Below are 25,079 nucleotides of genomic sequence, written 5' to 3'. Positions count from 1 at the left end.
CATCGCAGCCACGGCCGGGCGCCCGCGCACTCGGATCGGCTACCCCGCGTTCTTCACCACGATCCGGTGCGCCAGCGCGACCAGGTCGTTCCCCGTGAGCCCGGGGTAGCCGTGCAGCAGCTCGCGCCAGCGCGACGGCACCGCCGACGCACCCCACCGGGCGCCGAGCAGCGCGCCCGCGATGGCGGCGGTGGTGTCGGTGTCGTTGCCCGCGCGCACGCACTGCTCCAGCGCGCGCGGCAGGTGGTCGGGGCCGGATTGATCGGTGGTAGTGATGGCCCACCATGCGGTCTGCAGGGCGTGCACCACCCAGCCGTTCTTCGGGAAGTCCTGCGGGGTCCCGGTTTCGGCCTGATCGAGCAGCGGGTTCCAGTAGTCGGCGGCGGGGCAGGCGGCGACGTAGTCGCGCACGCCGTCGAAGTTCGCCTCGAGGATCGCGTGCCGGATGGCGTGGCTCCAGATCTTGCAGGCCTCGACGGCCTGCTGATCGTGATGGGTGAGCAGCCCGATCGCGCCGGCCGCCCTTGCGCATTCGACCGGATCGCCGAGGTAGGCGAGGGCGACCGGCCCGGTGCGCATGAGCGAGCCGTTGCCGCCGGTGAGCCCGGGCAGTGACATGGCGACCGCCTGCATGCCGCGCGCCGAACTGGGCCGCGCACTGAGCACCTTCGAGGTCTGCACCCCGACATCCGGCGGCTGGGAATCCCACCACGCCATGAACCCGGCGGCCACCTCGTCCAGATCGATGCCCTTGTCCGACGTGTCCGCGGCCAGCGCGATCGCCACGGCCATGGAGGTGTCGTCGGTCCACTGGCCGGGCGCCCAGCCGAACATGCCGCCGCCGACCATATCGATCACCTGGTCGGCGCTCGGATAGGTGAACTCGTAGCCGGCGCCCAGCGCGTCTCCGGCCGCACTACCGAGCAGCGCGCCCGCGGCCCGATCCAGTTGCGCGTCATCCAATGTCACTGATACCCCTTGTCACATAAAACCCCTTGTCGTAGGGCATTTTGAGATCGATTCGACGGCAGAATGTAACCGACGCGAGCCCTGCGCGCCCATCGTCTGTGGGTCCTCACAGCCGCGGTGACCGATAGCTGGGCGGTATGAGTGTCGTATCGGCCCGGCGAATCAGCGAGCCGCGGTGCCTTCCGAGCCCGAGCCACGGGCAGCGGAGTCCGATTCTGCCGTCTCCACCCGCCGGCGGGAGCGGACGAGCGCGTGCACGGTGAACACCGCCAGTGCCGCCCAGATGAGCGCGAAACCGGCCCAGCGCGAGGCGGGCATCGGCTCTCCTGCCACCGCGACGCCCCATGCCAACTGCAGGGCGGGTGTCAGATATTGCAGAATTCCCATGGTCGACAGCGGGACTCGCTGGGCGGCCACCGCGAACAGCAACAGCGGCACCAGCGTCACCGGGCCGGTCGACATGAGCAGCGCGCTCTCGGAGAACCCGCCGCCGAAGCTGCCCTGCCCGGTGACGGCGAGCACGATCACGAACACCAGCGCGAACGGTGCCGCGATCAAGCCCTCGGCCGCCACCCCGCGCAACGCGTCCAGCGGGATCACCTTCTTCACCAGTCCATAGACGGCGAACGAGCACGCCAGCGTCAGCGCGATCATCGGCGGGCGCCCGTAATCGACGGTGAGCACCGCGACCGCCGACGCGCCGAGCCCGAGCGCCACCCACTGCGCGGCGGCCAGGCGTTCCCGGAAGATGAGCACCCCGAACGCCACGGTGACCAGCGGGTTGATGAAGTAGCCGAGCGCGCACTGCACCACCTGCTCGGAGATCACCCCGTAGACGTAGACACCCCAGTTCAGCGAGATCGCCGCCGAGGCCGCGGCCGCGTAGCGCCAAGTGCTCGCCGAGATCCGGCGCAGCTCGCCCAGCCTGCCCACCGCGCCGAGCACGATGAGCACGACCACCAGGGTCCAGAGGATGCGTTGCGCGAGCACCTCTGTGGCCGAGGCGAAGGCCAGTAGCCCGAAGAAGGCCGGGAACGCGCCCCAGGACGCGTACGCGCCGACCCCGAACGCAACCCCAGGAATCGATTCGGTCCGCCGCACTCGTCCGAACCTACCGTCGCGGCGCCACACGGCTGCTCACCACCGGTGGCCGGTGACGGCCCGCGCCCGGCGCCGTCGCTTAGGCTGGCAGCCATGTCGATATCCGTGCAGGCGCCGCGTTCGACCGGGTTGACCGCCGCCGAGGTGGACGAACGTCGTCGTGACGGCCGCACCAACGATGTGCCCGACCGGGCCAGCCGTTCGGTGCGCGATATCGTCCGCGCCAATGTGTTCACCAGGATCAACGCGATCCTCGGTGTGCTTTTCGTGCTGGTGATGGCAACCGGTTCGGTGATCGACGGCATGTTCGGGCTGCTGATCGTGGCCAACAGCGCGGTCGGCATCATTCAGGAGATCCGCGCCAAACGCACCCTCGATCAGCTGGCCATCGTCAGCCAGGCCAAGCCGACGGTGCGCCGCGACGGCCGCTCGGAGCAGATCGCACCCAAGGATGTGGTGCTCGACGAGTTGATCGAACTCGGTCCCGGCGATCAGATCGTGGTCGACGGCGAGGTGGTCGAATCCGAACTGCTCGAGGTCGACGAGTCGCTGCTCACCGGCGAAGCCGATCCGGTGCACAAGGAGCTGGGCGCGCAGGTGCTCTCGGGCAGCTATGTGGTGTCCGGCTCCGGTGCCTACCGGGCCACCAAGGTCGGTCGCGACGCGTATGCGGCCAAGCTGGCCGAGGAAGCCAGCAAGTTCACCCTGGTCAATTCCGAACTGCGCAACGGCATCAACACCATCCTGAAGGTCATCACCTACCTGCTGATCCCGGCCGGTGCGCTGATCATCTACAACCAGCTGTTCTCCAGCGGTCAGTCGTGGCGGCCCGCGGTCACCGGCATGGTGGCGGCGCTGGTGCCGATGGTGCCCGAGGGGCTGGTGCTGATGACCTCGATCGCGTTCGCGGTCGGGGTGGTGCGGCTGGGCCGGCGCAAATGCCTGGTGCAGGAACTGCCCGCGATCGAGGGCCTGGCCCGCGTCGACGTGGTGTGCGCGGACAAGACCGGCACGCTCACCGAGAACGGGATGCGGTTGGCCGATCTCGAGGTGCTCGGTGCCGGCGACGAGGCCGAGATCCGCCGCGCGCTCGCCGCCATGGCCGGCGACGATCCGCGCCCCAATGCCAGCGTGCAGGCCATCGCCGAGGCGGTTCCCGACCGGCCGGACTGGTCCTACACCGCGGTCGCGCCGTTCTCCTCGGCCAAGAAGTGGAGCGGCTTCTCCTACGGTGAGCACGGGAACTGGCTGCTCGGCGCCCCCGATGTGCTGCTCGATGCCGGTTCCGAGGATGCCCGCAGGGCCGAGGAACTCGGGTCCTCCGGCCTGCGGATCCTGTTGCTGGCCACCAGCGATCGCGCCGTCGACGCGCCCGACGCGCCGGGCGTCGTCACCCCGGCCGCGCTGGTGGTGCTGGAGCAGAAGGTGCGTCCGGACGCCGGCGACACCCTCGATTACTTCGCGAGTCAGGACGTGGCGATCAAGGTCATCTCCGGTGACAACGCGGTATCGGTGGGCGCGGTGGCCGCCTCGCTCGAGCTGCCGGGCGGCGACCATGCCGTCGACGCGCGCGGGCTGCCCGAGGACCGCGACGCGCTCGCCGATGTGCTGGACCGGGAGACCACCTTCGGCCGGGTGCGCCCGGATCAGAAGCGCGCCATGGTGGGTGCGTTGCAGTCGCGCGGGCACACCGTCGCCATGACCGGTGACGGCGTCAACGATGTGCTGGCGCTCAAGGACGCCGATATCGGTGTCGCCATGGGCTCGGGCAGTCCGGCCACGCGCGCGGTGGCCCAGATCGTGCTGCTGGACAACAAGTTCGCGACCCTGCCGTATGTGGTGGGGGAGGGTCGCCGGGTGATCGGCAATATCGAACGCGTCTCGAATCTGTTCCTCACCAAGACGGTGTATTCGGTGCTGCTGGCGTTCCTGGTCGGTCTGGCCGGTGCCGGGTCGCAGATCTTCGACTACGAGCCGATCGGGTATCCGTTCCTGCCGCGACATGTCACCATCGCGGCCTGGTTCACCATCGGCATCCCGGCGTTCATCCTGTCGCTGGCGCCCAACAACGAGCGGGCTCGCCCCGGTTTCGTCGGCCGGGTGATGCGGTTGGCGATTCCCTCCGGTGTGGTGATCGGCGTGGCCACCTTCGTCGCGTATCTGATCGCCTATGCGGGGCCGGAGGCGACCGAGCAGCAGACGGTGCAGGCGGGCACCACCGCGCTCATCACGCTGATCATGATCGCGGTGTGGGTGCTGGCCATCGTGGCCCGGCCCTATGTGTGGTGGAAGGTGGTGCTGCTCGGCGCCTCGGTGCTGGCCTATCTGCTGCTGTTCACCATCCCGTTCACCAGGGAGTTCTTCAAACTCGACCCGTCCAACGTCGGGCTCACCACGGCCGCGGTGGTCTGCGGTGTGGTCGGCATCGTGCTGGTCGAGGCGGCCTGGTGGATCACCGCGTCGCTGCGCGATGAGGAGCACAAACTCATCCCGGCGTCCCCGGGTGGGGCCGCCTGAGCGACGCGTCGGCGCTGGCTGCGGGCGCTACCCGCAGCCGGCATCACCCCGCGGTCAGGATGCGCCGGTGAACTCGGCCATCCGCCGCTCCATCTCGTCGGGGGTGACATCCTCGACGTGCGTGGCAACGGTCCACTGGTGGCCCCACGGATCGGTGAAACTGCCCGTGCGGTCGCCGTAGAACTGGTTTTCCATCGGCATGAGCTCGGTCGCGCCCGCCGCGATGGCCGCGTTGAAGGCGGCATCGGAATCGGGGACGTAGATGTTGAAATTGACCGGGGTGCCGCCGACGCTCTTGGGGTCGAGGAACTTCATCTCCGGCGCCGGATCACCAAGCATGATCACCGAATCGCCGACCAGCAGCTCGCAGTGGGCGACCTTGCCGTCCGGACGCGGCATGCGCATGCGCTCGGTGGCGCCGAAGACCTTCTTGTAGAACTCGATCGCTTCGGCCGCGCCGTCCACGGCGAGGCCGGGGGACAGGCGCGGGTAGCCCTCGGGAATCGGGGAGACATCGGACATCGCAAGACCTCCAGGTCTCGATCGGTTGTCGGACGGGTTCGAGCCTATGCCCGGGCACCGACAGACATCCGCCGATCGCGAGATCCCGCGGTGCTATCCACCCCAGGACACCCGCGTGCTGATGGTCTGGCGCAGCAGCGTGTCGGTGCGCGGGTCGCGGTAGGACTGGTGCCCGCCGATATCGATGGCGCCCGATACCGGCAGCGGCAGGCCCAGATCGACGATGATGGTGCCCGAGCCGGTCATCGCGTAATCCTCGATGTGCAGGGTGCCTGCCTCGTTGGGCAGGTTCCAGGTCCGCGATTTCGGCGTCTGGGCCACGGTCAGGTCGATGGTGAGGCGGTTGCCCTCGCGTTCGGTCAACGTCGCCGTGGTCACCTGGTCGAGGGCCACCCCACCGGTGACCTCCTGACGCACCGTCCACACCGCGCCCACGCCCACCGGATCGTCCGGGAAGGTGATCGACTGGTACACCGCTTGATAGAACGCCTGCTCGATGGCCGCGCGCGCGGAGTTCGAGGTTTCCGGTGAGGGGGCAAGCCGCAGCGCGGTGATCGCGCCGAGCTCGCTCATGTCCAGGCCCGCGTGCGAGCCGTCGGCGGCGGTCAGCGCCTGCGACAACGACGGGTCGGGGGTGGTGACGGCACCGAGGGTGAGGTCGACGTCGGAGTCGTCCGTGCGGGCGGTCAACGGGATGGTCAGCGCCGGATGCGAGAAATCGCGCGGCGGCTGATCATCGATCCGCTGCTGGATGCGGTGATCGGTACGCAGCGTCACCTCCTGCACGGTGCCGTCCGGGAAACCGGCCCGCAGCGCGCCGCGCGGTTCTTCGCCGGGCGACTCGACGGTGGCCACCGCCGCGGCGATCGGCACCGTCACTTCACGCCCGATGCCGAGCGGCTCGGTGCCCTCGGCGTCCGAGGACGGCTCCGCGCCGTCGCTGCACCCGACACCGAACGCCGACAACCCGACCGCGAGCACCATGATCAGCACTCCGGAACGGCCGATCCGGGGTGCGTGGGGAGAAGACAACACCGTCACGAGCAACAGAGTACGACCGGTTCCTGAGTGTCAGCTGGGACATGTGGGCAGCGCGGGCTGAGGATCGGCTGGGACAGCCGACGGCCGCGGTGCCGGGACATGCGGTGCCCGCAGCACAGGCCCGTTCGCGCCTCGAGCGATGATGGTCGGCGTGAGTGACGACCGGCCACCCGAGCCAAGCACCGCCGAGCAGCCCCCCGAGGGCCCGGCGCGCCCACCGCAGCGACTGCGGCTGTTGCTGGTGATCGCGGCGGTGTTGTTCGCCCTCGACCTGCTCACCAAGGTCATCGTGGTCGCCACGCTGACCCCCGGCGATCCGGTGTACCTCATCGGCGATTGGGCCCGGCTGAGCCTGGTGCGCAACCCGGGCGCGGCCTTCTCCATGGCCACCGGCATGACCTGGCTGCTGACCTTGGTCGCGGCCGCGGTGGTGATCGGGGTGATCCGCATCGGCCGCACCCTGCGCTCGCTGTGGTGGGCCGTCGGGCTCGGCATGGTGCTCGGTGGTGCGCTGGGCAACCTGGTGGACCGGCTGTTCCGCTCGCCGGGGCCGTTGCAGGGGCATGTGGTCGATTTCGTCGCCGTCGGCTGGTGGCCGGTGTTCAACGTCGCCGATTCGGCCATCGTCTGCGGTGCGATCCTGCTGGTGGTGCTGACGGTGTTCGGATTCGAGCCGAACGGCACCAGGGCCGGCCGGGCCGAGAAGACTACCGAAGAGTCCGAGAACACAGTGAACAGCGCGCGATCCGAGACCACAGAGAACACGAAGAACACCGGGGCCGGCGAGGGGAGCGCGGCATGAGGGAAACCAGGACCATGCCGGTGCCCGACGGGCTGGACGGCATGCGGGTCGACGCGGGCCTGTCGCGGCTGCTCGGCCTGTCCCGGACGGCGGTGGCGGCGCTGGCCGAAGAGGGTTCGGTGCAGCTCGACGGTGTCGCTGCCGGCAAATCGGATCGGCTCACCGCGGGCGCCTGGCTCGAGGTGGTGTTCCCCGAGCCCAAACGTGAGCTCACCATCGAGGCCGAACCGGTCGAGGGGATGAAGATCCTCTACGCCGACGACGACATCGTCGCGGTCGACAAACCCGTCGGGGTGGCCGCGCACACCGGTGTCGGCTGGTCCGGGCCGACGGTGGTGGGTGGGCTGGCCGCGGCCGGCTACCGCATCTCCACCTCCGGCGCACACGAACGCCAGGGCATCGTGCACCGCCTCGATGTCGGCACCTCGGGGGTGATGGTGGTCGCCCAGTCCGAACACGCCTACACCGTGCTCAAGCGCGCGTTCAAACAGCGCACCGTGGACAAGCGCTATCACGCACTGGTGCAGGGGCATCCGGATCCCAGCAGCGGCACCATCGACGCCCCGATCGGCCGGGCCCGCGGCAACGACTGGAAGTTCGCGGTCACCGCCGACGGCCGCCCCAGCGTCACCCACTACGACACCGTCGAGGCATTCCAGGCGGCGAGCCTGCTCGACATCCATCTGGAAACCGGGCGCACCCATCAGATCCGGGTGCATTTCTCCGCGATCCGCCACCCCTGCTGCGGTGACCTCACCTACGGCGCCGATCCGCGCCTGGCCGAGCGCCTCGGTTTGCAGCGGCAGTGGCTGCACGCGCGTTCGCTCGGATTCCAGCATCCCGCCGACGGCAGATATCTGGAGATCACCAGCGAGTACCCGGCCGATCTGAGGCACGCCCTCGACGTGCTGCGCAATGCCTGAGCGGTGCTGCCGATCCAACCTCCGGTCGACGCGACTGCTGCGAGCGGTGTTCGCGGCGGTCGCCGGGGTGGTCGTTGTCGTCCTGGTCGCCGTCGGCGCCATGCAGCCGCCGCGTTCGGAGGGCGTGTCCACCGACCGCCTCGGCCCGCAACAGGGCGAATCGGTCGCGGAATACTTGGCGCGAGCGCGGGATTCGCTGTCGGGCACCGATGCCGCCGAGCGCTGGGCGCTGGTGTCGTTCACCGAATACCAGACCCCGCAACGCCTTCCGGCTCTCGCGGCCGGTCTGCGGATCGGCCGGGTGCTGTACCAGGTGCCGTTACCGCGGGTGCAGACGCAGCTGGTGACCGTGCAGGTCCCAGCGACCGAGGTCGTGGTGCTGCGATCGGCCGAGGACGCCGCCTGGCAGCTGCTGGATAATCTGCGCAGCTCGCGAGCTGTCGACGAACGCACCGAGAAGATCGTCACCGTGTCGGTCGCCCGGCTGCGCGCCGGCTGCGCCTGCGCGGTGGGCCTGGTCGTGCGCGGCACGCCGGAGCAACTGCGAAACCTCGCCACGCACAACGGTATCCGCGCGGTGGAGGCGCTACCCGCCGACGCGGTGGCCGGCGCCTTCGCGATCGTGCCGCTGCTGCCCGACGCCACCGGCGTCATCGGCCCGGCGCCCGACGACGGCCCCGTCCCCGACCGGTAACAGGTCGGCTCCGGGCGATGTGTGCGCCCGCGCCGCGGCGGCCAGATAGTCACCGAGTTCGTGCTCCAGTGCCCGGTCGAGCGCCTGATCGAGCCCGGAATGCACCATGCCGGTGCCGAGTTCGCGCCAATGCCGCAACATCTGGGTGGTGTCGGCGATCGCGTCGTCGGTGTCGGGCAGCCAGCCGAGGCCGTGCTCGGACACGATGTGGTCCTTGGCGGCGGCCACCATCCGCCGGGCGATATCGTCGAGTCTGCCCATCACCTCCGCGTACAGGTCGATGAGGGTGGGCACCTCGATGCCGTAGGCCTTCAGCTGGAACACGGCTTCCAGCAGCTGCGGGCGCAGCAGTTCGATGGTGCTGCCGCCGTCGTGCACCCGCACCAGCCCCAGCCGCACCAGGCGATCCAGGTGCGCGTCGTCAGCGTGGCCGGGTTCCGGATCGCCCAGGATGGCATCGACCATGTCGCGGGTGAATTCGACCGGTGCTCGGGACTGTCCCCACGCCGCGGTCACGGCGTGCTGGAGCCCGAGGATCTCGGTGAGGTCTTTGCCGGTCTCCCAGCTGGTGATGAAATCGGCGATGTGGGCGGTGGTGAATCCGCGTGCGAGCAGCCCATCGATGATGCGCAGCCGCGCCAGATGCGCATCGCCGTAGATATTGGCCCGTCCCGCCCGCCGGACGGGCGCGGGCAGCAGGCCTTTCTCCTGGTACAGCCGCACATTGCGGCTGGTCGTTCCGGCCGCTCGCGCGAGCTCGTCGATGCGGTATTCGCCCACCTCGGTCACGTCCGTACCTTCCCGCTCCGGGCGCTCACGCGCGCGCCCGTGTCCCGGTAACCGGTACCGGGACACGGGCGCGAATCTGGCTGGGGCATCAGCCGAGCCGGGCTCCGCTGCCGGCCAGCGGGCGGTGCGCCGAACGGGCGGTGAGGACGTAGTCGTCGAGGTTCACCCGCGACAGCTCACGCACGTACTGCGTACCGAAACCGGGATACATGGTGGCGTTGAAGCCGTCCTCGGTGAGGTACCAGCTGCGGCAGCCGGAGTTCCAGGTCGTCGCGGCCAGGCGCCGTTGCAGCCGGGCGTTGTAGCGGTCCTGGCGGTTCCGGTCGACTTCGAGCATCCGCAGGTCGCGGCGTAACAGGATCTGGATCGCCTCGGTGAGGTATTCGATCTGCGCCTCCATGTACACCAGTGCCGAATTGTGGCCGGGGCCGGAATTCGGCCCGAAGGTCAGGAACATGTTGGGATAGCCCGCGACCGCGACGCTCTTGAAGGCGTAGGCCCCGCGGCTCCACTCCTCGTTGAGCGAGCGGCCGCCGCGCCCGGTGACCGGGATCGGTGCCCCGGCCTTGGACACATCGAATCCGGTGGCGAAGACGATGCAGTCGGCGCCGTGCACCACCCCTTCCGCGGTCTGGATGCCTTCGGGCACGATGCGCACGATCGGCCAGGTGATGAGCTGACAGTTGTCGGCTTGCAGGGCCGGGTAGTAGTCGTTGCTCATCAGCAGTCGTTTGCAGCCTGCCTTGAATTCCGGGGTGAGCTGGCGGCGCAACCACGGGTCGCGCACCTGGGTGCGCAGATGCAGCAGCGAGACCTGCTCGACCACCCGGGTCAGCGGGCTGGTCCACACCACACCGAGGGCCACCGACTCGTGCCCCCAGAACCAGGCGTCGCGGGCCAGCGCCTGGGTGCGCGGGAACCGCCGGTAGATCGATTTGGTCATGTCGGTGGTGGAGCGGTTGACCCGTGGCAACACCCAGCCCGGCGTGCGCTGGAACACCTTCACCGATCCGGCCCGCCGCACCAGCTCCGGCACGATCTGCACGGCGCTGGCGCCGGTGCCGACCACGGCCACCTTCATGCCCGTGAGGTCGTAGTCGTGATCCCAGCGGGCACTGTGGATCTTGTGCCCGGCGAAGCTGTCGATACCGTCGATGTCCGGGAAGCTCGCGTTCGACAGCGGGCCCGAGGCGATCACCACCGCACGCGCACGCAGCCGGCCCCTGCGGCCGGCGACGGCGATCGACCACAGTCCCGCTTCTTCGTCGAAATCCAATCCGGTGACATTCTGGCCGAACTGGATGAAGGGCCGGATCGCGAACTGGTCGACCATGGACTCGATGTAGTCCAGGATCTCCGCGCTGCCCGAATAGGTCTGCGACCAGTTCGGATTCGGCGCGAAGCTGTAGGAGTACAGCCGCGACGGGATATCGCAGGCGGCACCGGGATAGGTGTTGTCGCGCCAGGTGCCGCCCACTCGGGTATCGCGCTCGAGGATCGTGAAGTCGGTGATCCCGCGCTGTCGCAGCCGGATCGCCGCGCCGATGCCCGCGAAACCCGCGCCGATGATCGCCACGTCCAGTGGCTTCGCCGCCGCGCTCATGCGACCGGCTCGTGGGTCAGCGCCTTCGACCACGACGGCTGCTCGGCGAAATAGCGTTCGGGAATCCGGCCGGTCACCTTGACCAGGGCGTCGGCGAACAGGTGGTAGGGGTGATCGCGGTTGATCACCCAGCCGCTGTGCATCTTCACCAGCCGGTACATGGGCAGCCGGTTCACGATCGGCGCACGTTCACCGACGGCCTTGAACCGCGCCATCGCCGAGTACAGGCGTTCCTCGGACACACCCATCTCCACGATGTTGTCGCGCATCTTGTTCAGCAGCGGGAAATAGCTGAGCGCGCCGACGATCAGCGACGGCTTGGCCCAGCCGCCGACGAAATCGATGGCCAGCTTGCGCGCGGTCGCGTGGCCGAGCAGTTCCATCACCGCGTAATCGGTGGCCAGATGCCGAGCCTCGTCGGCGTTGATCTTCTTGAACACCTCCTGCGCCACCGGATCCTTGATCTCGTCGGTGACGAACTTGATCAGTGCGCCGTCGAGGGCCACCTCGAGCATCGGGATCACGGTGCCGAGGAACGACATCGACATCCCGTCGGCGTGCTTGTCCAGGAAGTCGATGACCAGCTTGACGTTGATATTCGGCTCCGGCAGCTCGTCGCCGTCGAGCATGCCCCAGCGCCGCATCAGCGCGAGCTCGGCATTGGCGTGGCGCTGCTCCTCGGCGTGGAAGTACCGGTAGATCTCCTTGAGGGTGTCGGTGGGCGCCTTCTTGGCCATGGCGGCGAAACCGCGTGCGCCGACGTTCTCGATCCACATCAGATCGGAGATGAACGGCTTGAGTTTGGTCCACAGCTCCGGGTCGATCTCCTCGGCGCCGGGGGCGTCCCAGTCGATATCGGCCAGGGCCCACTGGCGGGCCTTGATCTTGGCGAGCATATCGTCGAAGTTGAAGGACATGTCAGGCTCCAGTCGTGGGGGAGGATGCGGCCGTGGTGGCCGGATCCTCGAGTGGCAGTAGGCGATTGAGCAGGCCGAGGGCGCCGGCGTAGGTGGCGGGGAAGGTGCGTTTGAGCTGCCACACCAGCCGGGCATCCAGCTGCGGCACCACATAGAGGCGGCCGCGGTCGAGTGCGTCGAGGGCGCCGGCGGCGACCCGTTCTGGTGAGAATCCGGTCCAGCGCATGAGCTGATCGGCCAGGCGCGAGGGCCCCGCGGTGATCCGTCCGTCGGCGACCACATTGGTCTTGACGAAGGTGGGGCACAGCGCGGTCACCGCCACGCCGCTGCCCGCGAGTTCGGCATGCATGGTCTCCGACAGCGACAGCACGGCCGCCTTGGACGTGTTGTACACCGCCATTCCAGGGGCCGCGGCGAACGCGGCCGCGGAGGCGACGTTCACGATGCCGCCGCGGCCCGCGGCGCGCAGCCGCGGTGCGAAGATCTCGCAGCCGTGCACCACGCCCCACAGGTTGATGCCGAGCGCCCATTCCCAGTCGTCGAAACCGATCTCACCGACCGGCTTACCGCCGATGCCGACTCCGGCGTTGTTCACCACCACCGTCGGCGGGCCCGCGAAGACCTCCTCGGCGAAATCGGCGAGCCGCTGCACATCCGCGCGCATCGCGACATCGCAGAAGAACGGGTAGGCCGTGCGCCCGTGCCGTTGCTCGATCAGCCGCACGGTCTCGTCGGCGCGGTCCTTGTCGATATCGGCGCAGATCACCTCGCCGCCGCGCGCGGCGATCTCGAGCGCGAAGGCGCGCCCGATGCCGCTGCCGGCGCCGGTGACGACGGCCCGCGCGTCATAGCTGCGCCTGGTGGAAAACGGCCACATCTCAGCTCACCTTCTCTACTACCGAGGCATTCGCCTGCGCCAGCGCGTCGGAGACGAACGCGGCGGCCCGGCGCAGCGCGGGAGCCGCCTCGGGCACGATCAGTGGCAGCGCCTGGAAGACGTGGATGCGGCCGGGCCACAGCTCCAGCCGGCACGAGGTCCCGGCCGCGGTGGCCATCTCCCAGAGATGGCGGGCATCGGCGGCGAGCATCTCCTCGGCCGCGGCCTGTACGTACAGCGGCGGCAAGGTGGTGCCCGGCGGGATGGTCAAGCGCAGCCGCGGGGAGTCCGCGGGCTCGTCGCGGGTGTAGAGCTGGATCATCCGGCGTCCCACCGGGGCCGGTGCCATCGGGTCCGGCTTGCGCCGGTCGAGCTGTTCGGCCGCGGACAAGCTCAGATCCATCAGCGGGGAGAACATGAACGCGCCCGCGGGCTGGGCCGCTCCGGTTCTGGCGTTGTCCAGCAGCAGATCGAGGGTGAGGTGGCATCCGGCCGAATCGCCGCCCATGACGATGTTTTCGGCCTGGTAGCCGTTGGCCAGCAGCCACCGATACCCGGCCGCCACATCGTCGGCGGCCGCGGGGAAGGGGTGCTCGGGTGCCAGCCGGTAGTCGACGACGAAGACCGGCAGCCGGGTCTGTGCGGACAGCCGCGAAGCCAGCCCGCGATGTGTGCGCGCCGAGCAGATCACATAGCCGCTGCCGTGCACGTAGTAGATCACCCGATCGCCGAGCCCGACGCCGGGTGCGCGCACCATTTCTGCGCGCACCCCGGCCGCACGCACGGGCATGACCGTGGTCCCGGGCAGGGTGGGTCCGCCTACCGCCATCACGCTCGCGATCAGGCCGCGTCCTGCCCCGATGCCCCAGCGGGTGGGCGGCAGGAGGCCGTTCAGTTGCCGGATGCTCAGGACCGACCCGGTCGCCGCGATGCGGGTCCGCAGGGACGCGGAACGAGGGACCGGGCGTCGCAAAGTCGCCGTTGACTCTGTTATCACCATGCTCTTAGCATCATCACGCAATGAGCCAGTTGTCAATGGCACATTCATGAACTGTAATCGTCGGGCGGCGTCGCCGAGCCGCTGACCTGCGTGAAGGAGCACTGCGATGACGCTGACCCCGGATCTCGCCCCGCCGTCGGCACCGACGGTGCGGGTCACCGTGCAGGAGGTCGTGCGGGAGACGGCGGAGGCGGTGACGTTGGTCCTTGGCCCACCGCCGGGCTCGGCCTTGAGCTACCGGGCGGGCCAGTTCCTCACCCTGCGCATTCCGGGACCGGACGGGCCGCTGGCACGGTGTTATTCCCTGTCCAGCTCGCCGGTGATCGACGCCCGGCCCGCCGTCACCGTCAAGCGGGTCCCCGGTGGCCGCGCGTCGAACTGGATCTGCGACAACGTCACCGCCGGGACGGAGCTGGAAACGCTGCCACCGGCCGGGACATTCGTGCCCAAGGACTGGGCCGTGCCGTTCGTGCTGCTCGCGGCGGGCAGCGGTATCACGCCGATCATGTCGATCCTGCGGACCGCGCTTGCCGCGCATCGGAATTCGATCACGTTGATCTTCGCCAACGTCGATCGCGCGTCGGTGATCTTCGCGCGCGAACTCACCGAGCTCGCCCAGCGTCACTGCGACCGGCTCACCGTCACCCACCTGTTCGATGCCGATCACGGTGTGCCGACCACCGCTTCCATCGCGGCGGCATTGCCCACGCTCGACGACGCCCAGATCTATCTCTGCGGCCCGGCTCCGTTCATGGACGCCGCCCGCGCCGCGGCGCTGACGCGCGGAATCGGCGAATCACGGGTTCACGCCGAGGTTTTCGTCTCGCTGGACTCCGATGCCTTCGCGGTCCAGCCGGTTTCCGCCGGCGCGGTATCGGGCGGTGCATGCGTCACCGCGACCGTGGAACTCGACGGCGAGCAGCACGAGATCGAGTGGCCGAAGCAGTCCGTCCTGCTCGACGTGCTACTCGAGCGTGGCCTCGACGCTCCGTATGTCTGCCGCGAAGGCACCTGCGGCGGCTGCGCCTACACGCTGCGCGCCGGTGCGGTGGAGCTGCTCGACAATCAAACCCTCGACGATCACGATCTGGCCCGCGGCACCCGCCTGGCCTGCCAGTCCGTGCCGCGCAGCGACCATCTCGACATCGTCTTCGACCTGTGACCGCTGCCGGTGCTCAGTCGTCGGGCAGGGTGACCACACCGTCGAGGTAGCGGCGGCAGCGTCCGATCAGCAGTACCCGGTCGCCGACGAGTTCGGTGCGCAGCCGCCCGCCGCGGCGGGAGAGCTGACGCGCCGTCATGGCGGTGCGACCGAGTTCGCGGCTCCACAGCGGAACCAGTTGCGCGTGCGCCGAGCCGGTCACCGGATCCTCGGGTACGCCGACGCCGGGGCCGAAGAACCGGGAGACGAAGTCGACGTCGTCGCCGCGAGCGGTGACGATGGCGCCGCGCGGCAGCGGCGGAAACCGGTCGAGGGCCGGGCGCAGCGTGCGCACCTGCTGCTCGCTGCCGACCACGATGACGGCGTCCGCACCGGTGTAGGCGCGCACCGGCCGTACACCGAGCGCGGCCACCAGCACCGGATCGGGCTCGGTTTCGATGGAGGGCACCACGGGCAGGTCGAGCACATATTCGTCGTCATCGGTGCGGTCGACGTGCAGCCAGCCGCTGCGGGTGTAGAAGCTGACCCGGTCGGCGCCGGGCGCGATATCGGTGAGGATCTGGGCCGCGCTCGCCAGCGTCGCGTGCCCGCACATGTCCACCTCCACCCGCGGGGTGAACCAGCGCAGGTGAAAGGCGGGCCATTCGCCCGGCGGCGGGCCCGCCTCGGCCGGTAACCCAGGGGTGTAGAAGGCCGTTTCGGCGAGGTTGTTCTCCTCGGCCAGGTGTTGCAACAGCGCATCGGGCAGCCAGGTCGGCAACGGCATGACCGCGGCCGGGTTGCCCGAGAACGGTGCGTCGGCGAACGCGTCGATCTGATGCAGCAGAACCTCCATGCGCAAGAAGGTACTCCAACTCTGAATAACCGCTTCGCGCAAGGTATCTCGCAGCGTCGCCAGGTCATGCGTCCACTTGGGCGTAGCCGGCGGACGACGCCGATTCCGGGCCACCGATGATTCCGGCGGCCCCGCGCCGTCGATATCGGTGACGCCCCTGCGATCCGGGAGAACCGACGATGGACCCTGACCTGATCTCGACCCGGTTGCGTGCCGAACGGCTGGCCTTCGCCGATTTCTTCGACGAATTGAGCGACGACGAATGGGGGCGCGAATCGCTGTGCGCGGGCTGGACCATCCACGACGTCCTCGCCCACATCACCTCGGTCGACAGCCTCGGCTCCACCCTCATGGGCTTGATCCGGGCCAGGGGCAACTGGGATCGGATGAACGCCGACGCCGCACGCCGGGTGTCGGCGCGCTACGCACCCGCCGAGCTGATCGCACAGCTGCGGGCCGCGGCGGGATCGTCGCGGCGCTCGCCCGGCGCCGCGCCCGCCGACCCGCTGGTGGACATCATCGTGCACGAACAAGATGTGGCCCGCCCGCTCGGACGCACCCTGCACACCCCGCCGCCCCGGGTCGTCGCCGCCCTGGATCATGTGCTGGCCAGCCGGTTCTACGGTGCCCGCAAGCGGCTGCGTGGCCTGCGGCTGACCGCGACCGACGCGGACTGGTCTTACGGTGACGGGCCGGAGCAGGTGCGCGCTCCCGCGATCGATCTGCTCTTGCTGGCCACCGGCCGCGACGTCGCCCGGAGCTGACGACGGACCCGATCCCCCTCACGGAGCGGGTCCGCCGCCTGTCCCCGGGATTACCCGCGGGCGATGGACTCGAAAACGGTCGGGTCGACCAGGGTCGAGGTGTCGCCGAGTTCGCGGCCCTCGGCGACATCGCGCAGCAGCCTGCGCATGATCTTGCCGCTGCGGGTCTTCGGCAGCTCCGGCACGATATGAATATCGCGCGGGCGGGCGATCGGGCTGATCTGCTGGGACACTTCGGCTTTCAGCTGTGTGATCAGTGCCTCTCGATCCTGCTCGCCGGCCCCGGCCTCGGCGGTGAGGATGGCGAAGGCGACGATGGCCTGCCCGGTGGTGGCGTCACTGGCACCGACCACGGCGGCCTCGGCCACGGCGCGATGGGAGACCAGCGCCGATTCCACCTCGGCGGTGGAGATGCGGTGGCCGGAGACGTTCATGACGTCGTCGACGCGGCCGAGCACCCACAGGTCACCGTCGGCGTCCAGCCGCGCGCCGTCGCCGGCGAAGTACCAACCGGATTCGCGGAACCGGTCCCAGTAGGTCTCCTGGAACCGTTGCGGATCGTTCCAGATACCGCGCAGCATCGACGGCCACGGCTGGTCGAGGACCAGCAGGCCCGAGCGGTCGCGGCCGAGCCCGGTGCCGTCATCGTCGACGACGCGCGCGGAGATGCCGGGCAGCGGGGTCATCGCCGCACCGGGCTTGGCCGCGGTGACGCCGGGCAGCGGGGAGATCATGATCGACCCGGTCTCGGTCTGCCACCAGGTGTCCACGATCGGCGCCGTGCCCGCACCGATCACGTCGCGATACCACCGCCACGCTTCCGGGTTGATCGGTTCGCCGACCGAGCCGAGCACCCGGATCGAGGACAGATCGTGGGCGTCGGGGATCTGCCTGCCCCACTTCATGAACGTCCTGATCAAGGTGGGAGCGGTGTAATAGATGCTCACCCCGTACTTTTCGATGATCTCGAAATGCCGGTGCTCGTTCGGAGAGTTCGGTGTGCCTTCGTAGACGACCTGGGTGGCGCGGTTGGCGAGGGGGCCGTAGACGATGTAGCTGTGGCCGGTGACCCAGCCGATGTCGGCGGTGCACCAGTAGACGTCGGCGCCGGGTTTGTGGTCGAAGACGTAGTGGTGTGTGTAGGCGGTCTGGGTGAGGTAGCCGCCGGAGGTGTGCAGGATGCCCTTGGGTTTTCCGGTGGTGCCGGAGGTGTAGAGGATGAACAGCGGGTGTTCGGCGTCGAAGGCCTCGGCTTCGTGTTCGGGGGAGGCGTTCGCGACGGTCTCGTGCCACCACAGATCGCGGCCCTCGGTCCACGGCACCTCGATCTCGGTGCGCCGCACCACCAGCACATGTTCGACGGTGGTCTCGCCCGGCGCACCCAGCGCCTCGTCCACCGCCGCCTTGAGCGGCGCGGGCTTGCCGCGCCGCCACTGCCCGTCGGTGGTGACCACCAGGCGCGCGCCGGCGTCGTCGACGCGCTGCCGCAGCGCCGCCGGCGAAAAGCCCGCGAACACCACTGAATGCGTCAGCCCCAGCCGCGCACACGCCAGCATCGACACGATGGCCTCTGGCACCATCGGCATATAGATGGCGACCCGATCTCCGGCGACCAATCCCAGCTCGGTGAAGTAGTTCGCCGCCCGGCTCACCTCGGCCAGCAGGTCACGGTAGGTGATCGAACGGGAGTCGCCCGGCTCGCCCTCCCAGTGGATGGCGACCTGATCGCCGTGACCGTCGAGCACATGCCGGTCGACGCAGTTGTAGGCCACATTGAGGGTGCCGCCGGCGAACCACTCCGCGTACGGCGCGTTGCTCCAGTCCAGCACCTGGTTCCACGGCCGTTCCCAGTGCAACCGGCGGGCCTGCTCGGCCCAGAATTCGAGCCGGTCCGCGGCCGCCCGGTCGTACAGGGCGGCACCGGCGTTGGCGTTCGCGGCGAATTCCGCGGGCGGCGGGTATGCGGCGGGGTTGTCGAGATGGTCGACGGTGACGGTGGTCAACGCGTGCACTCCTATCGAATGAGCAAGGGGGACAACGGGGATCGGGAAGTGCTCAGTGCACCACCGCCTTCTCCGCGCCCACCCCGGTCAGCGAGCGCACCTCCATCTCGGCGGCCTTGGCCGGATCCTCGCCGCCGCGGCGTCCGCCGTAGAAGGTGCCCGCGACGCCGAGCGCGAAGGCCAGCGGGATGGACACGATGCCGGGGTTGGACAGCGGGAACCAGGAGAAGTCCGAGCCGGGGATCATCGCCGACTTCGACCCGGAGACGGCGGGGGAGAACACGATCAGCACGATGGTCGAGACCAGGCCGCCGTACATGCTCCACAGCGCGCCGGTGGTGTTGAACCGCCGCCAGAACAGCGAGTACAGGATCGTCGGCAGATTCGCCGCCGCCGCCACCGCGAAGGCCAGCGCCACCAGGAAGGCGATATTCTGGCCGTTGGCCAGGATGCCGAGGCCGATGGCCAGCACACCGATCACCACCGCCGTGATCCGTGAGACCCGCACCTGGGCGGACTCATCGGCCTTACCGCGCTTGAGCACGCTGGCGTAGATGTCGTGGGCGAAGGAGGCCGACGCGGTGATCGTCAGCCCGGCCACCACCGCGAGGATGGTGGCGAAGGCGACGGCGGAGATCACGCCGAGCAGCAGCACACCGCCGAGTTCGAACGCCAGCAGCGGGGCAGCGGAGTTCTGTCCGCCGGCCGCGGCCAGGATCTCGTCCGGGCCGACCAGCGCCGCGGCGCCATACCCGAGTACCAGGGTGAACAGGTAGAACGCGCCGATCAGGGCGATCGCCCACACCACCGAGCGGCGGGCTTCCTTGGCGGTGGGAACGGTGTAGAAGCGCATCAGCACATGCGGCAGACCGGCGGTGCCGAGCACCAGGGCCAGACCGAGGGACAGGAAGTTCAGCTTCGACATCTCGCTGCCGCCGTACTGGGCGCCGGGGGCGAGCACATCGCGGGCGGCGACGGCGTCGTTGGCCGAACCGCTCACCGCGGCCTGCGCGGAACCGAGGATCTCCGACAGGTTGAACCCGAACTTCGCGAACACCACCAGCGTCATCACCGCGGCACCGGTGATGAGCAGCACCGCCTTGATGATCTGCACCCAGGTGGTGCCCTTCATCCCGCCGACGAGGACGTAGACGATCATCAGCACACCGACCACGGCGATCACCACGGCCTGCCCGGATTTACTGGAGATGTCGAGCAGCAGCGCCACCAGACCGCCGGCCCCTGCCATCTGGGCCAGCAGATAGAACAACGAGACCGTCAGCGTGGTCAATGCCGCCGCCGTGCGCACCGGGCCCTGCTTCAACCGGAAGCTGAGCACGTCGGCCATGGTGAATTTGCCGGTGTTGCGCAGCATTTCGGCCACCAGCAGCAGCGCGACCAGCCAGGCGACCAGGAAGCCGATCGAGTAGAGGAACCCGTCGTAGCCGTAGACCGCGATGGCGCCCGCGATGCCGAGGAAGCTGGCCGCCGACAAGTAGTCGCCCGCGATGGCGATGCCGTTCTGCGGACCGGAGAAGCCGCGTCCGCCGGTGAAATAGTCGGCGGCGGTGGTGTTCTTGCGGCTGGCCCGGATGACCACGACCATGGTGACGGCCACGAACAGCGCGAAAATGCTGATATTGGCGATCGGATTGCCGACGGTGGCGTCGGCGGCCAAATACTGCGCGTTCATGCCTTGACCCCTTCGAGTTCCTCGCGGATGGCCGCGGCCCGCGGGTCGAGTTCCCGGTTGGCGAACCGGACATAGAGCCCGGTGATGACGAAGGTGGACACGAACTGCCCGAGGCCGAGCACCAGCCCGACATTGATGTTGCCGAACAGCGTGGTGGCCATGAAGTCGTGCGCGTAGGCGCCGAGCAACACGTACACCAGGTACCAGGTGAGGAACAGTGCGGTCATCGGGAAGACGAAGCGCCGCAATCGGCTTCGCAGTTCCTGGAACTCCGGGCCGGCCTGCATCCGGAGGAACTCCTCCGGTGTCGGCGTACGCGGCGGCGGTGCGGCGTCGGTATCGGTTGTGGTCATCACCCGGTCCTACCTGTGACGTGGCTTACGGTGTGTACCGAAGTTACGACCACCCGCGCTCGGTGAGAATGCTGTGGCCTGGGTCACTCGGCAGGCGTAGCCGACCGTGCGGTGAACGGTCGGATGTGTGCGACGAACGGTCAGCCCGCCGACAGCCCGCCTTCGCGGTCGGCGCCCATACCGAGCCGTTCGGGGGCATGCATGCGGACGAAGATGCGCGCGACGGTGAGCTCGTCCTGCCGCCGCGTCAGCAGGCTGACCACGATCATCGTCAGGAACGCCAGCGGCACGCTGAGCGCCGCCGGATACCCGAGCAGCGCGGCGGGCCAGCCGTCGCCGAGTTCCTCGGAGATTCCGCCGAGCACCGACACCACGGTCGCGCCGCCGGAGGCCAGGCCGCCGGCGAGCAACCCGGCCACCGCGCCCGCCGCGGTGAGCCCGCGCCACCAGATGCCGAGCACCAGCAGCGGGCACAAGGTCGAGGCCGCCACCGCGAACGCCAAGCCCACCGTCCGCGACAGGTCCAGCGACACCACCGTCAGCGAGAGGCCGAGCGGTACCGCCCCGGCCACCAGCGCCGCCGCCCGGAAGTCGCGGATGCGCCCGCGCAGCACATCGGTGCTGAGCACGCCCGCGATGCTGACCAGCAGCCCGGAGGAGGTGGCGAGGAAGGCCGCGATCGCGCCGGCCGCCGCCAGCGCGGCCAGCAGCTGACCCGGCAGGCCGTCGAGCACCGAACCGGGCAGCAACAGCACCGCCGCATCGGAGGTGCCGGTGATCAGCAGTTGCGGCACATACAGCCGCGCGAACACCCCGAGCAGAATCGGGAACAGGTAGAACCCGCCAACCAGTCCGATCACCGCCAGCGCGGTGGCGCGGGCGGCGCGGCCGTCGGGGTTGGTGTAGAAGCGCACCAGCACATGCGGCAGGCCCATGGTGCCGAGGAAGGTGGCGATGATCAGCGAATACACCTGATAGAGCGGATGCGGGTCACCGAATCCGCCGCCGGGTCGCAGCCAGGCCGTGCCGTCGGCGGGTGCGCCCGCGACCACCGGGACCGTGGCCCCCGCCTCCAGCACGAGCCGGGTGTCGGCGGCCAGTTCGTGTGTGCCGGGGCCGAGGTCGACCGGACCGTCGACCGGGCGCCCGTCGAGGGTGCCCGAGATCAGCACCCGCTGCGGCGCGTCGACCTGCACGATCACCGGTGTGGTGACCTCGACGGTCGTACTCTGCGCGACCGTCGGCGGGGCGGGGGCGCCGACGGGTTGCTGCGCACCGAGGAAATGCCCGAGCAGTACCAGCGCGGGCAAGGCCACCGCGGTGAGCTTGAGCCAGTATTGGAAGGCCTGCACCAGCGTGATCGAGCGCATGCCACCGCCAACGACGTTGGCGATCACGATCGCGCCGACCGCCACCGCACCGACCCAGCCGGGCACACCGAGCAGAATGCGCAGCGTCAGGCCCGCGCCCTGGAACTGCGGAATCAGATACACCCCGCAGATCAGCACCACCACCAGTGCCGCGAGCCGCCGCAACCGCAGGGAGCCGAGCCGGAACTCGGCGAAATCGGGCACCGTGTAGGCACCCGAGCGCCGCAGCGGGGCCGCGACGAACATCAGCAGACCCACATAGCCTGCGGTGAAGCCGACCGGATACCACAGCGCATCCGCACCGTACTTCGCGATCAGGCCCGCGACACCGAGAAACGAGGCCGCCGACAGGTATTCACCCGACACCGCCGCCGCATTCCAGCGCGGACCGACGCTGCGGGAGGCCACCAGGAAGTCGGAGGTGGTGCGCGCCAGCCGGACCCCGTAGCCGCCGATGATCACCGTCGCGGCCGCTGCCAGCAGCAGCGCCGCCACCGTCAGCCAGGTCCCGGCCGTCGACGCCTGCGTCATCGTCAATCCTCGGCCAGCTCGAGGAAATCGTGCTCATTGCGTTCGGCCAGCCGCAGATAGAGCCGGCCGATCCCGTACAGCGCCGGATAGGCCGCCGCGCCGAGCAGCAGCCACGGCACCCGGATTCCGAGCACCGCGGCCTCGGCGACCGATTCGACGCCGAACAGCAGCGGCAGCGCACCCAGCACGGCCACCGTCACCAGGGCCAGGCGCAGCGCGAGGCCGAGCTGGGCGCGGATGAGCCCGCCGATCATGGCGGCACCGATCTCGGTCTGCTCGGCCACCTCCATCCTGGTGTGCACCCGGCGGGCGCCGCGCCGCTCGGCCAGCACCACCCGTTCCCGAGGCGGGCGCGGCTGCGGGCCCGTCATCGGCCGGTCCAGGTCTGGCGCGGGCCGCGGACCAGTCGCTGTTTGAGTTCACGCACCTGACGCCGGCTCACCGGCAGCTCGACCGCGGCCGCCTCGCCCTCGCCGCGCAGGCACACCACCGTGCCGCTGCCGACCGTGCGCAGGCCCGTCACCTGCCGCAGCGCCACCAGATAGGACCGGTGCACCCGCAGGAAACCGGCGTCCTGCCAGCGCGCCTCCAGCGCCGAGAGCGGGATCCGCACCAGATGCGAGCCCGCACTGGTGTGCAGCCGCGCGTAATCACCGTCGGCCTCCACCCAGCTCACGCTGGAGCGGTGCACGAGCGTGGTGACTCCGGCGAGCTCCACCGGGATCACCTCATTGGTGTCGGGTGTTTCCGATGCGGCTTCGGCCTCGGTCGTCGCGGCGGTGCCGCGCGCGGCGGCGATGCGGCGCACGGCCTCGGCCAAGCGGGCCTCGCGCAACGGTTTGAGCAGGTAGTCCACCGCCCCGAGGTCGAAGGCGGCCACCGCCTTGTCATCGTGGGCGGTCACGAACACCACCGCGGGCGGGCTGGCGAATTCGGACAGGATTCCGGCCAGTTCCATGCCGTCCAGGCCGGGCATATTGATGTCGAGGAACACCGCGTCGACCGGGTTGGCCCGCAGCAGCCGCAGCGCACTGGTGGCATCGCCGGCGGCATGGATCTCGCCCACCGCCGGTTGCGCGCGCAGCAGGTAGACGAGTTCGTCCAAGGCCGGCTTCTCATCGTCGACGGCCAGCACCCGCAGCATCGCCAGCCCCTTCCGGTGTCCTACATCACAGCCCACCCATCGTAGACAGTGCGGTGGGGTGGGCGCGGGCAGGTCTTGCGGCGCGATCCGGCGGTCAGGCTTGGATTCCCGCGCGGAATTTCGGCACTCGCATGCTGACCTTCGTCCCCGCGCCGGGCGCGGTTTCCACCACCAGCCCGTAGTCGTTGCCGAACGCGGCCCGCAGGCGATCGTCCACATTCGCCAGCCCCACGTGCGCCGATTCGCTGGAAGCGGTGGCGCCGGAACCGGATTCGACCGCGTCGAGGGCACCCGAGCGCAGCAGCTCCGGGTCCATGCCGGCGCCGTCGTCCTCGACGCTGATCACACAGTCGGTGCCGGCGTCGGCGGCCACGATGCTGACCGTGCCGCCGGTGGGGGAACCGGCCAGCCCGTGCCGCACCGCGTTCTCCACCAGCGGTTGCAGCGCGAGGAAGGGCAGCACCACACCGAGCACTTCCGGGGCGATCTGCAACTTGACCTGGAGAGCATCGCCGAATCGGGCCCGCTCCAGCGCCAGATACCGCTCGATATTGCGCAATTCGTCGGCCAGCACGGTGTATTCGCCGGCGGCCCGGAACGAGTAGCGGGTGAAATCGGCGAATTCCAGGATCAGCTCGCGGGCCCTCGCCGGGTCCGTGCGCACGAACGAGGCGATGGTGTTGAGCGCGTTGTAGATGAAATGCGGGCTGATCTGCGCCCGCAGCGCCCGCACCTCGGCCCGGTCCAGCCGCGCCCGCGAGGCGTCGAGTTCGGCCAATTCCAGTTGCCCGCAGGCATACCGCGCCACTTCGGCGACCGCGCCGAGCGTGCCGGGGCCGGGTGTTCCGGTGCCGACGACGCCGAGCGCGCCCACCACACCGGTGCCCTCGATGATCAGCGGCTGCGCGATGAGCGTGCGTCCCGCGTGATCGCCGCCGCGCCCGCGCGGCTGCCCGCCGGGCCCGCCGACCAGCACCGGTCGTTCCCCCGCCATGGCGCGTCGCGCCGCCTCGGTGAACTGCTCGCTCAGGTCGGTATGGGGCCCGTCCCAGGCCAGCAGCGTGGCCTCCGCATCGGCCACGCCGAGCGCGTCGGCTCCGGTCAGCGCCCGCAGATGCGGTGCGGCCTCGGCAGCCGATTTCTCGTCGAGCCCGCGCCGCAGCGGACGCGCCGCCAGCGACGCGGTGTGCAGCGCCGAATGCACGGCCCGCTCGGCCGGTGTCGTCACCACCCGGCGGGTCCGCGACCAGATCAGCAGCGCCACCGCGAGCACCGCCGCGGCGACCGCGATCGCGACGAGGGTGGTGATCATGCGCTGTGGTGGTCGTCGCCGGGCAGGCCAGCGCGCATCGGCCTCGGGTCGTGCCCGGGCCTGCGCCGGTCGAACGCCGGGCATCGCCCGCGCACGGTCCGTCGTCTGCCGAGGTGGGGTGAGCCGAGGCGCCGACCGGGCCGGCCGGATGCGACCC

The 25,079-nt window shown here is 69.6% G+C and carries 23 protein-coding genes; 6 read left to right on the top strand and 17 right to left on the bottom strand.

The window, feature by feature from the left end:
• Window positions 1-39: 39 nt before the first annotated feature.
• A complete protein-coding gene (locus AC4HOU_RS20140; protein ID WP_490724934.1) occupies window positions 40-969 on the bottom strand; it encodes an ADP-ribosylglycohydrolase family protein in 930 nt (309 codons plus the stop codon).
• Window positions 970-1,131: 162 nt separating this feature from the next.
• On the bottom strand, window positions 1,132-2,070 hold the full coding sequence (gene rarD / locus AC4HOU_RS20135; RefSeq protein ID WP_490724933.1) for an EamA family transporter RarD: 939 nt from the start codon (window positions 2,068-2,070) through the stop codon (window positions 1,132-1,134).
• Window positions 2,071-2,163: 93 nt separating this feature from the next.
• On the opposite strand from rarD, the gene AC4HOU_RS20130 reads away from it, so the two are divergent.
• Window positions 2,164-4,587 carry a cation-translocating P-type ATPase gene (locus AC4HOU_RS20130; protein WP_490724932.1) on the top strand — a complete coding sequence of 808 codons (2,424 nt, stop codon included), beginning with the start codon at window positions 2,164-2,166 and terminating at the stop codon, window positions 4,585-4,587.
• A 54-nt stretch (window positions 4,588-4,641) separates the two neighbouring features.
• Here AC4HOU_RS20130 and AC4HOU_RS20125 read toward each other — a convergent pair whose 3' ends face one another.
• Entirely contained in the window at window positions 4,642-5,109 is a 468-nt protein-coding gene (locus AC4HOU_RS20125) for a VOC family protein (protein ID WP_163815830.1), read from the bottom strand.
• A gap of 93 nt (window positions 5,110-5,202) precedes the next feature.
• A complete protein-coding gene (locus AC4HOU_RS20120; protein ID WP_416383105.1) occupies window positions 5,203-6,093 on the bottom strand; it encodes a hypothetical protein in 891 nt (296 codons plus the stop codon).
• Between the two features lie 196 nt (window positions 6,094-6,289).
• Between AC4HOU_RS20120 and lspA the strand changes: the two genes are divergently transcribed.
• From lspA to AC4HOU_RS20105, 3 genes are read left to right on the top strand one after another with little or no spacing between them, the layout of a single operon-like run.
• The gene (gene lspA, locus AC4HOU_RS20115; protein WP_490724931.1) at window positions 6,290-6,952 is read left to right on the top strand and encodes a signal peptidase II; all 663 of its coding nucleotides are present in this window, start codon (window positions 6,290-6,292) and stop codon (window positions 6,950-6,952) included.
• A complete protein-coding gene (locus AC4HOU_RS20110) occupies window positions 6,949-7,875 on the top strand; it encodes an RluA family pseudouridine synthase (RefSeq protein ID WP_163815826.1) in 927 nt (308 codons plus the stop codon). Before lspA ends, AC4HOU_RS20110 begins: the two co-directional genes overlap by 4 nt.
• A gap of 46 nt (window positions 7,876-7,921) precedes the next feature.
• A complete protein-coding gene (locus AC4HOU_RS20105; RefSeq protein WP_490724930.1) occupies window positions 7,922-8,569 on the top strand; it encodes a hypothetical protein in 648 nt (215 codons plus the stop codon).
• Here the strand turns inward: AC4HOU_RS20105 and AC4HOU_RS20100 are convergent.
• From AC4HOU_RS20100 to AC4HOU_RS20080, 5 genes are all read right to left on the bottom strand, one after another.
• Complete coding sequence (locus tag AC4HOU_RS20100) at window positions 8,462-9,358, bottom strand: MerR family transcriptional regulator (protein WP_280210508.1); 897 nt, start codon at window positions 9,356-9,358, stop codon at window positions 8,462-8,464. The two genes, AC4HOU_RS20105 and AC4HOU_RS20100, sit on opposite strands and share 108 nt — an antisense overlap.
• An 88-nt stretch (window positions 9,359-9,446) precedes the next feature.
• A complete protein-coding gene (locus AC4HOU_RS20095; protein ID WP_195021065.1) occupies window positions 9,447-10,961 on the bottom strand; it encodes a flavin-containing monooxygenase in 1,515 nt (504 codons plus the stop codon).
• On the bottom strand, window positions 10,958-11,878 hold the full coding sequence (locus AC4HOU_RS20090) for a ferritin family protein (protein ID WP_163815820.1): 921 nt from the start codon (window positions 11,876-11,878) through the stop codon (window positions 10,958-10,960). The genes AC4HOU_RS20095 and AC4HOU_RS20090 overlap by 4 nt, the downstream gene beginning before the upstream one ends.
• Window position 11,879: 1 nt before the next feature.
• Window positions 11,880-12,755 (bottom strand): SDR family NAD(P)-dependent oxidoreductase, encoded by an 876-nt coding sequence (locus tag AC4HOU_RS20085; protein WP_195021064.1) that lies wholly within the window; start codon window positions 12,753-12,755, stop codon window positions 11,880-11,882.
• Window position 12,756: 1 nt separating this feature from the next.
• Entirely contained in the window at window positions 12,757-13,545 is a 789-nt protein-coding gene (locus AC4HOU_RS20080; RefSeq protein WP_490724929.1) for an alpha/beta hydrolase, read from the bottom strand.
• A gap of 316 nt (window positions 13,546-13,861) precedes the next feature.
• Here AC4HOU_RS20080 and AC4HOU_RS20075 point away from each other — a divergent pair, with 316 nt between their 5' ends.
• The gene (locus AC4HOU_RS20075; RefSeq protein ID WP_490724928.1) at window positions 13,862-14,917 is read left to right on the top strand and encodes a 2Fe-2S iron-sulfur cluster-binding protein; all 1,056 of its coding nucleotides are present in this window, start codon (window positions 13,862-13,864) and stop codon (window positions 14,915-14,917) included.
• A gap of 13 nt (window positions 14,918-14,930) precedes the next feature.
• Here AC4HOU_RS20075 and AC4HOU_RS20070 read toward each other — a convergent pair whose 3' ends face one another.
• Window positions 14,931-15,752, bottom strand: coding sequence for a PhzF family phenazine biosynthesis protein (locus tag AC4HOU_RS20070; RefSeq protein WP_195007282.1), 822 nt, complete (start codon window positions 15,750-15,752; stop codon window positions 14,931-14,933).
• Between the two features lie 179 nt (window positions 15,753-15,931).
• Here AC4HOU_RS20070 and AC4HOU_RS20065 point away from each other — a divergent pair, with 179 nt between their 5' ends.
• Window positions 15,932-16,516: a maleylpyruvate isomerase family mycothiol-dependent enzyme gene (locus AC4HOU_RS20065; protein WP_490724927.1), complete on the top strand. Its 585-nt coding sequence runs from the start codon at window positions 15,932-15,934 to the stop codon at window positions 16,514-16,516.
• Window positions 16,517-16,566: 50 nt separating this feature from the next.
• Here AC4HOU_RS20065 and acs read toward each other — a convergent pair whose 3' ends face one another.
• From acs to AC4HOU_RS20030, 7 genes are all read right to left on the bottom strand, one after another.
• Window positions 16,567-18,519: an acetate--CoA ligase gene (gene acs / locus AC4HOU_RS20060; protein WP_490724926.1), complete on the bottom strand. Its 1,953-nt coding sequence runs from the start codon at window positions 18,517-18,519 to the stop codon at window positions 16,567-16,569.
• Between the two features lie 52 nt (window positions 18,520-18,571).
• Window positions 18,572-20,212 (bottom strand): solute symporter family protein, encoded by a 1,641-nt coding sequence (locus tag AC4HOU_RS20055; protein ID WP_195021062.1) that lies wholly within the window; start codon window positions 20,210-20,212, stop codon window positions 18,572-18,574.
• Window positions 20,209-20,565, bottom strand: a complete 357-nt coding sequence (locus AC4HOU_RS20050; RefSeq protein WP_163815806.1) for a DUF485 domain-containing protein — start codon at window positions 20,563-20,565, stop codon at window positions 20,209-20,211. The genes AC4HOU_RS20055 and AC4HOU_RS20050 overlap by 4 nt, the downstream gene beginning before the upstream one ends.
• Window positions 20,566-20,705: 140 nt before the next feature.
• Window positions 20,706-22,466 (bottom strand): sodium/solute symporter, encoded by a 1,761-nt coding sequence (locus AC4HOU_RS20045; protein ID WP_194990103.1) that lies wholly within the window; start codon window positions 22,464-22,466, stop codon window positions 20,706-20,708.
• A 2-nt stretch (window positions 22,467-22,468) separates the two neighbouring features.
• Complete coding sequence (locus AC4HOU_RS20040; protein ID WP_437198511.1) at window positions 22,469-22,837, bottom strand: hypothetical protein; 369 nt, start codon at window positions 22,835-22,837, stop codon at window positions 22,469-22,471.
• Window positions 22,834-23,610: a LytR/AlgR family response regulator transcription factor gene (locus AC4HOU_RS20035; protein ID WP_437198510.1), complete on the bottom strand. Its 777-nt coding sequence runs from the start codon at window positions 23,608-23,610 to the stop codon at window positions 22,834-22,836. The genes AC4HOU_RS20040 and AC4HOU_RS20035 overlap by 4 nt, the downstream gene beginning before the upstream one ends.
• A 94-nt stretch (window positions 23,611-23,704) precedes the next feature.
• Window positions 23,705-24,922, bottom strand: coding sequence for a sensor histidine kinase (locus tag AC4HOU_RS20030; RefSeq protein WP_163815798.1), 1,218 nt, complete (start codon window positions 24,920-24,922; stop codon window positions 23,705-23,707).
• Window positions 24,923-25,079 lie beyond the last annotated feature (157 nt).

It is taken from the genome of Nocardia sp. JCM 38205, assembly GCF_058222935.1.
This window is presented reverse-complemented; position numbering and strand designations above follow the sequence as displayed.

Coding starts and splice junctions, on each gene's coding strand:
- AC4HOU_RS20130 (WP_490724932.1), top strand. CDS start 2,164: ATGTCGATATCCGTGCAGGCGCCGCGTTCGACCGGGTTGACCGCCGCC.
- AC4HOU_RS20125 (WP_163815830.1), bottom strand. CDS start 5,109: ATGTCCGATGTCTCCCCGATTCCCGAGGGCTACCCGCGCCTGTCCCCC.
- AC4HOU_RS20120 (WP_416383105.1), bottom strand. CDS start 6,093: ATGGTGCTCGCGGTCGGGTTGTCGGCGTTCGGTGTCGGGTGCAGCGAC.
- lspA (WP_490724931.1), top strand. CDS start 6,290: ATGATGGTCGGCGTGAGTGACGACCGGCCACCCGAGCCAAGCACCGCC.
- AC4HOU_RS20110 (WP_163815826.1), top strand. CDS start 6,949: ATGAGGGAAACCAGGACCATGCCGGTGCCCGACGGGCTGGACGGCATG.
- AC4HOU_RS20095 (WP_195021065.1), bottom strand. CDS start 10,961: ATGAGCGCGGCGGCGAAGCCACTGGACGTGGCGATCATCGGCGCGGGT.
- AC4HOU_RS20090 (WP_163815820.1), bottom strand. CDS start 11,878: ATGTCCTTCAACTTCGACGATATGCTCGCCAAGATCAAGGCCCGCCAG.
- AC4HOU_RS20085 (WP_195021064.1), bottom strand. CDS start 12,755: ATGTGGCCGTTTTCCACCAGGCGCAGCTATGACGCGCGGGCCGTCGTC.
- AC4HOU_RS20080 (WP_490724929.1), bottom strand. CDS start 13,545: ATGCCCGTGCGTGCGGCCGGGGTGCGCGCAGAAATGGTGCGCGCACCC.
- AC4HOU_RS20075 (WP_490724928.1), top strand. CDS start 13,862: ATGACGCTGACCCCGGATCTCGCCCCGCCGTCGGCACCGACGGTGCGG.
- AC4HOU_RS20070 (WP_195007282.1), bottom strand. CDS start 15,752: ATGGAGGTTCTGCTGCATCAGATCGACGCGTTCGCCGACGCACCGTTC.
- AC4HOU_RS20065 (WP_490724927.1), top strand. CDS start 15,932: ATGGACCCTGACCTGATCTCGACCCGGTTGCGTGCCGAACGGCTGGCC.
- AC4HOU_RS20055 (WP_195021062.1), bottom strand. CDS start 20,212: ATGAACGCGCAGTATTTGGCCGCCGACGCCACCGTCGGCAATCCGATC.
- AC4HOU_RS20050 (WP_163815806.1), bottom strand. CDS start 20,565: ATGACCACAACCGATACCGACGCCGCACCGCCGCCGCGTACGCCGACA.
- AC4HOU_RS20045 (WP_194990103.1), bottom strand. CDS start 22,466: ATGACGCAGGCGTCGACGGCCGGGACCTGGCTGACGGTGGCGGCGCTG.
- AC4HOU_RS20040 (WP_437198511.1), bottom strand. CDS start 22,837: ATGACGGGCCCGCAGCCGCGCCCGCCTCGGGAACGGGTGGTGCTGGCC.
- AC4HOU_RS20035 (WP_437198510.1), bottom strand. CDS start 23,610: ATGCTGCGGGTGCTGGCCGTCGACGATGAGAAGCCGGCCTTGGACGAA.
- AC4HOU_RS20030 (WP_163815798.1), bottom strand. CDS start 24,922: ATGATCACCACCCTCGTCGCGATCGCGGTCGCCGCGGCGGTGCTCGCG.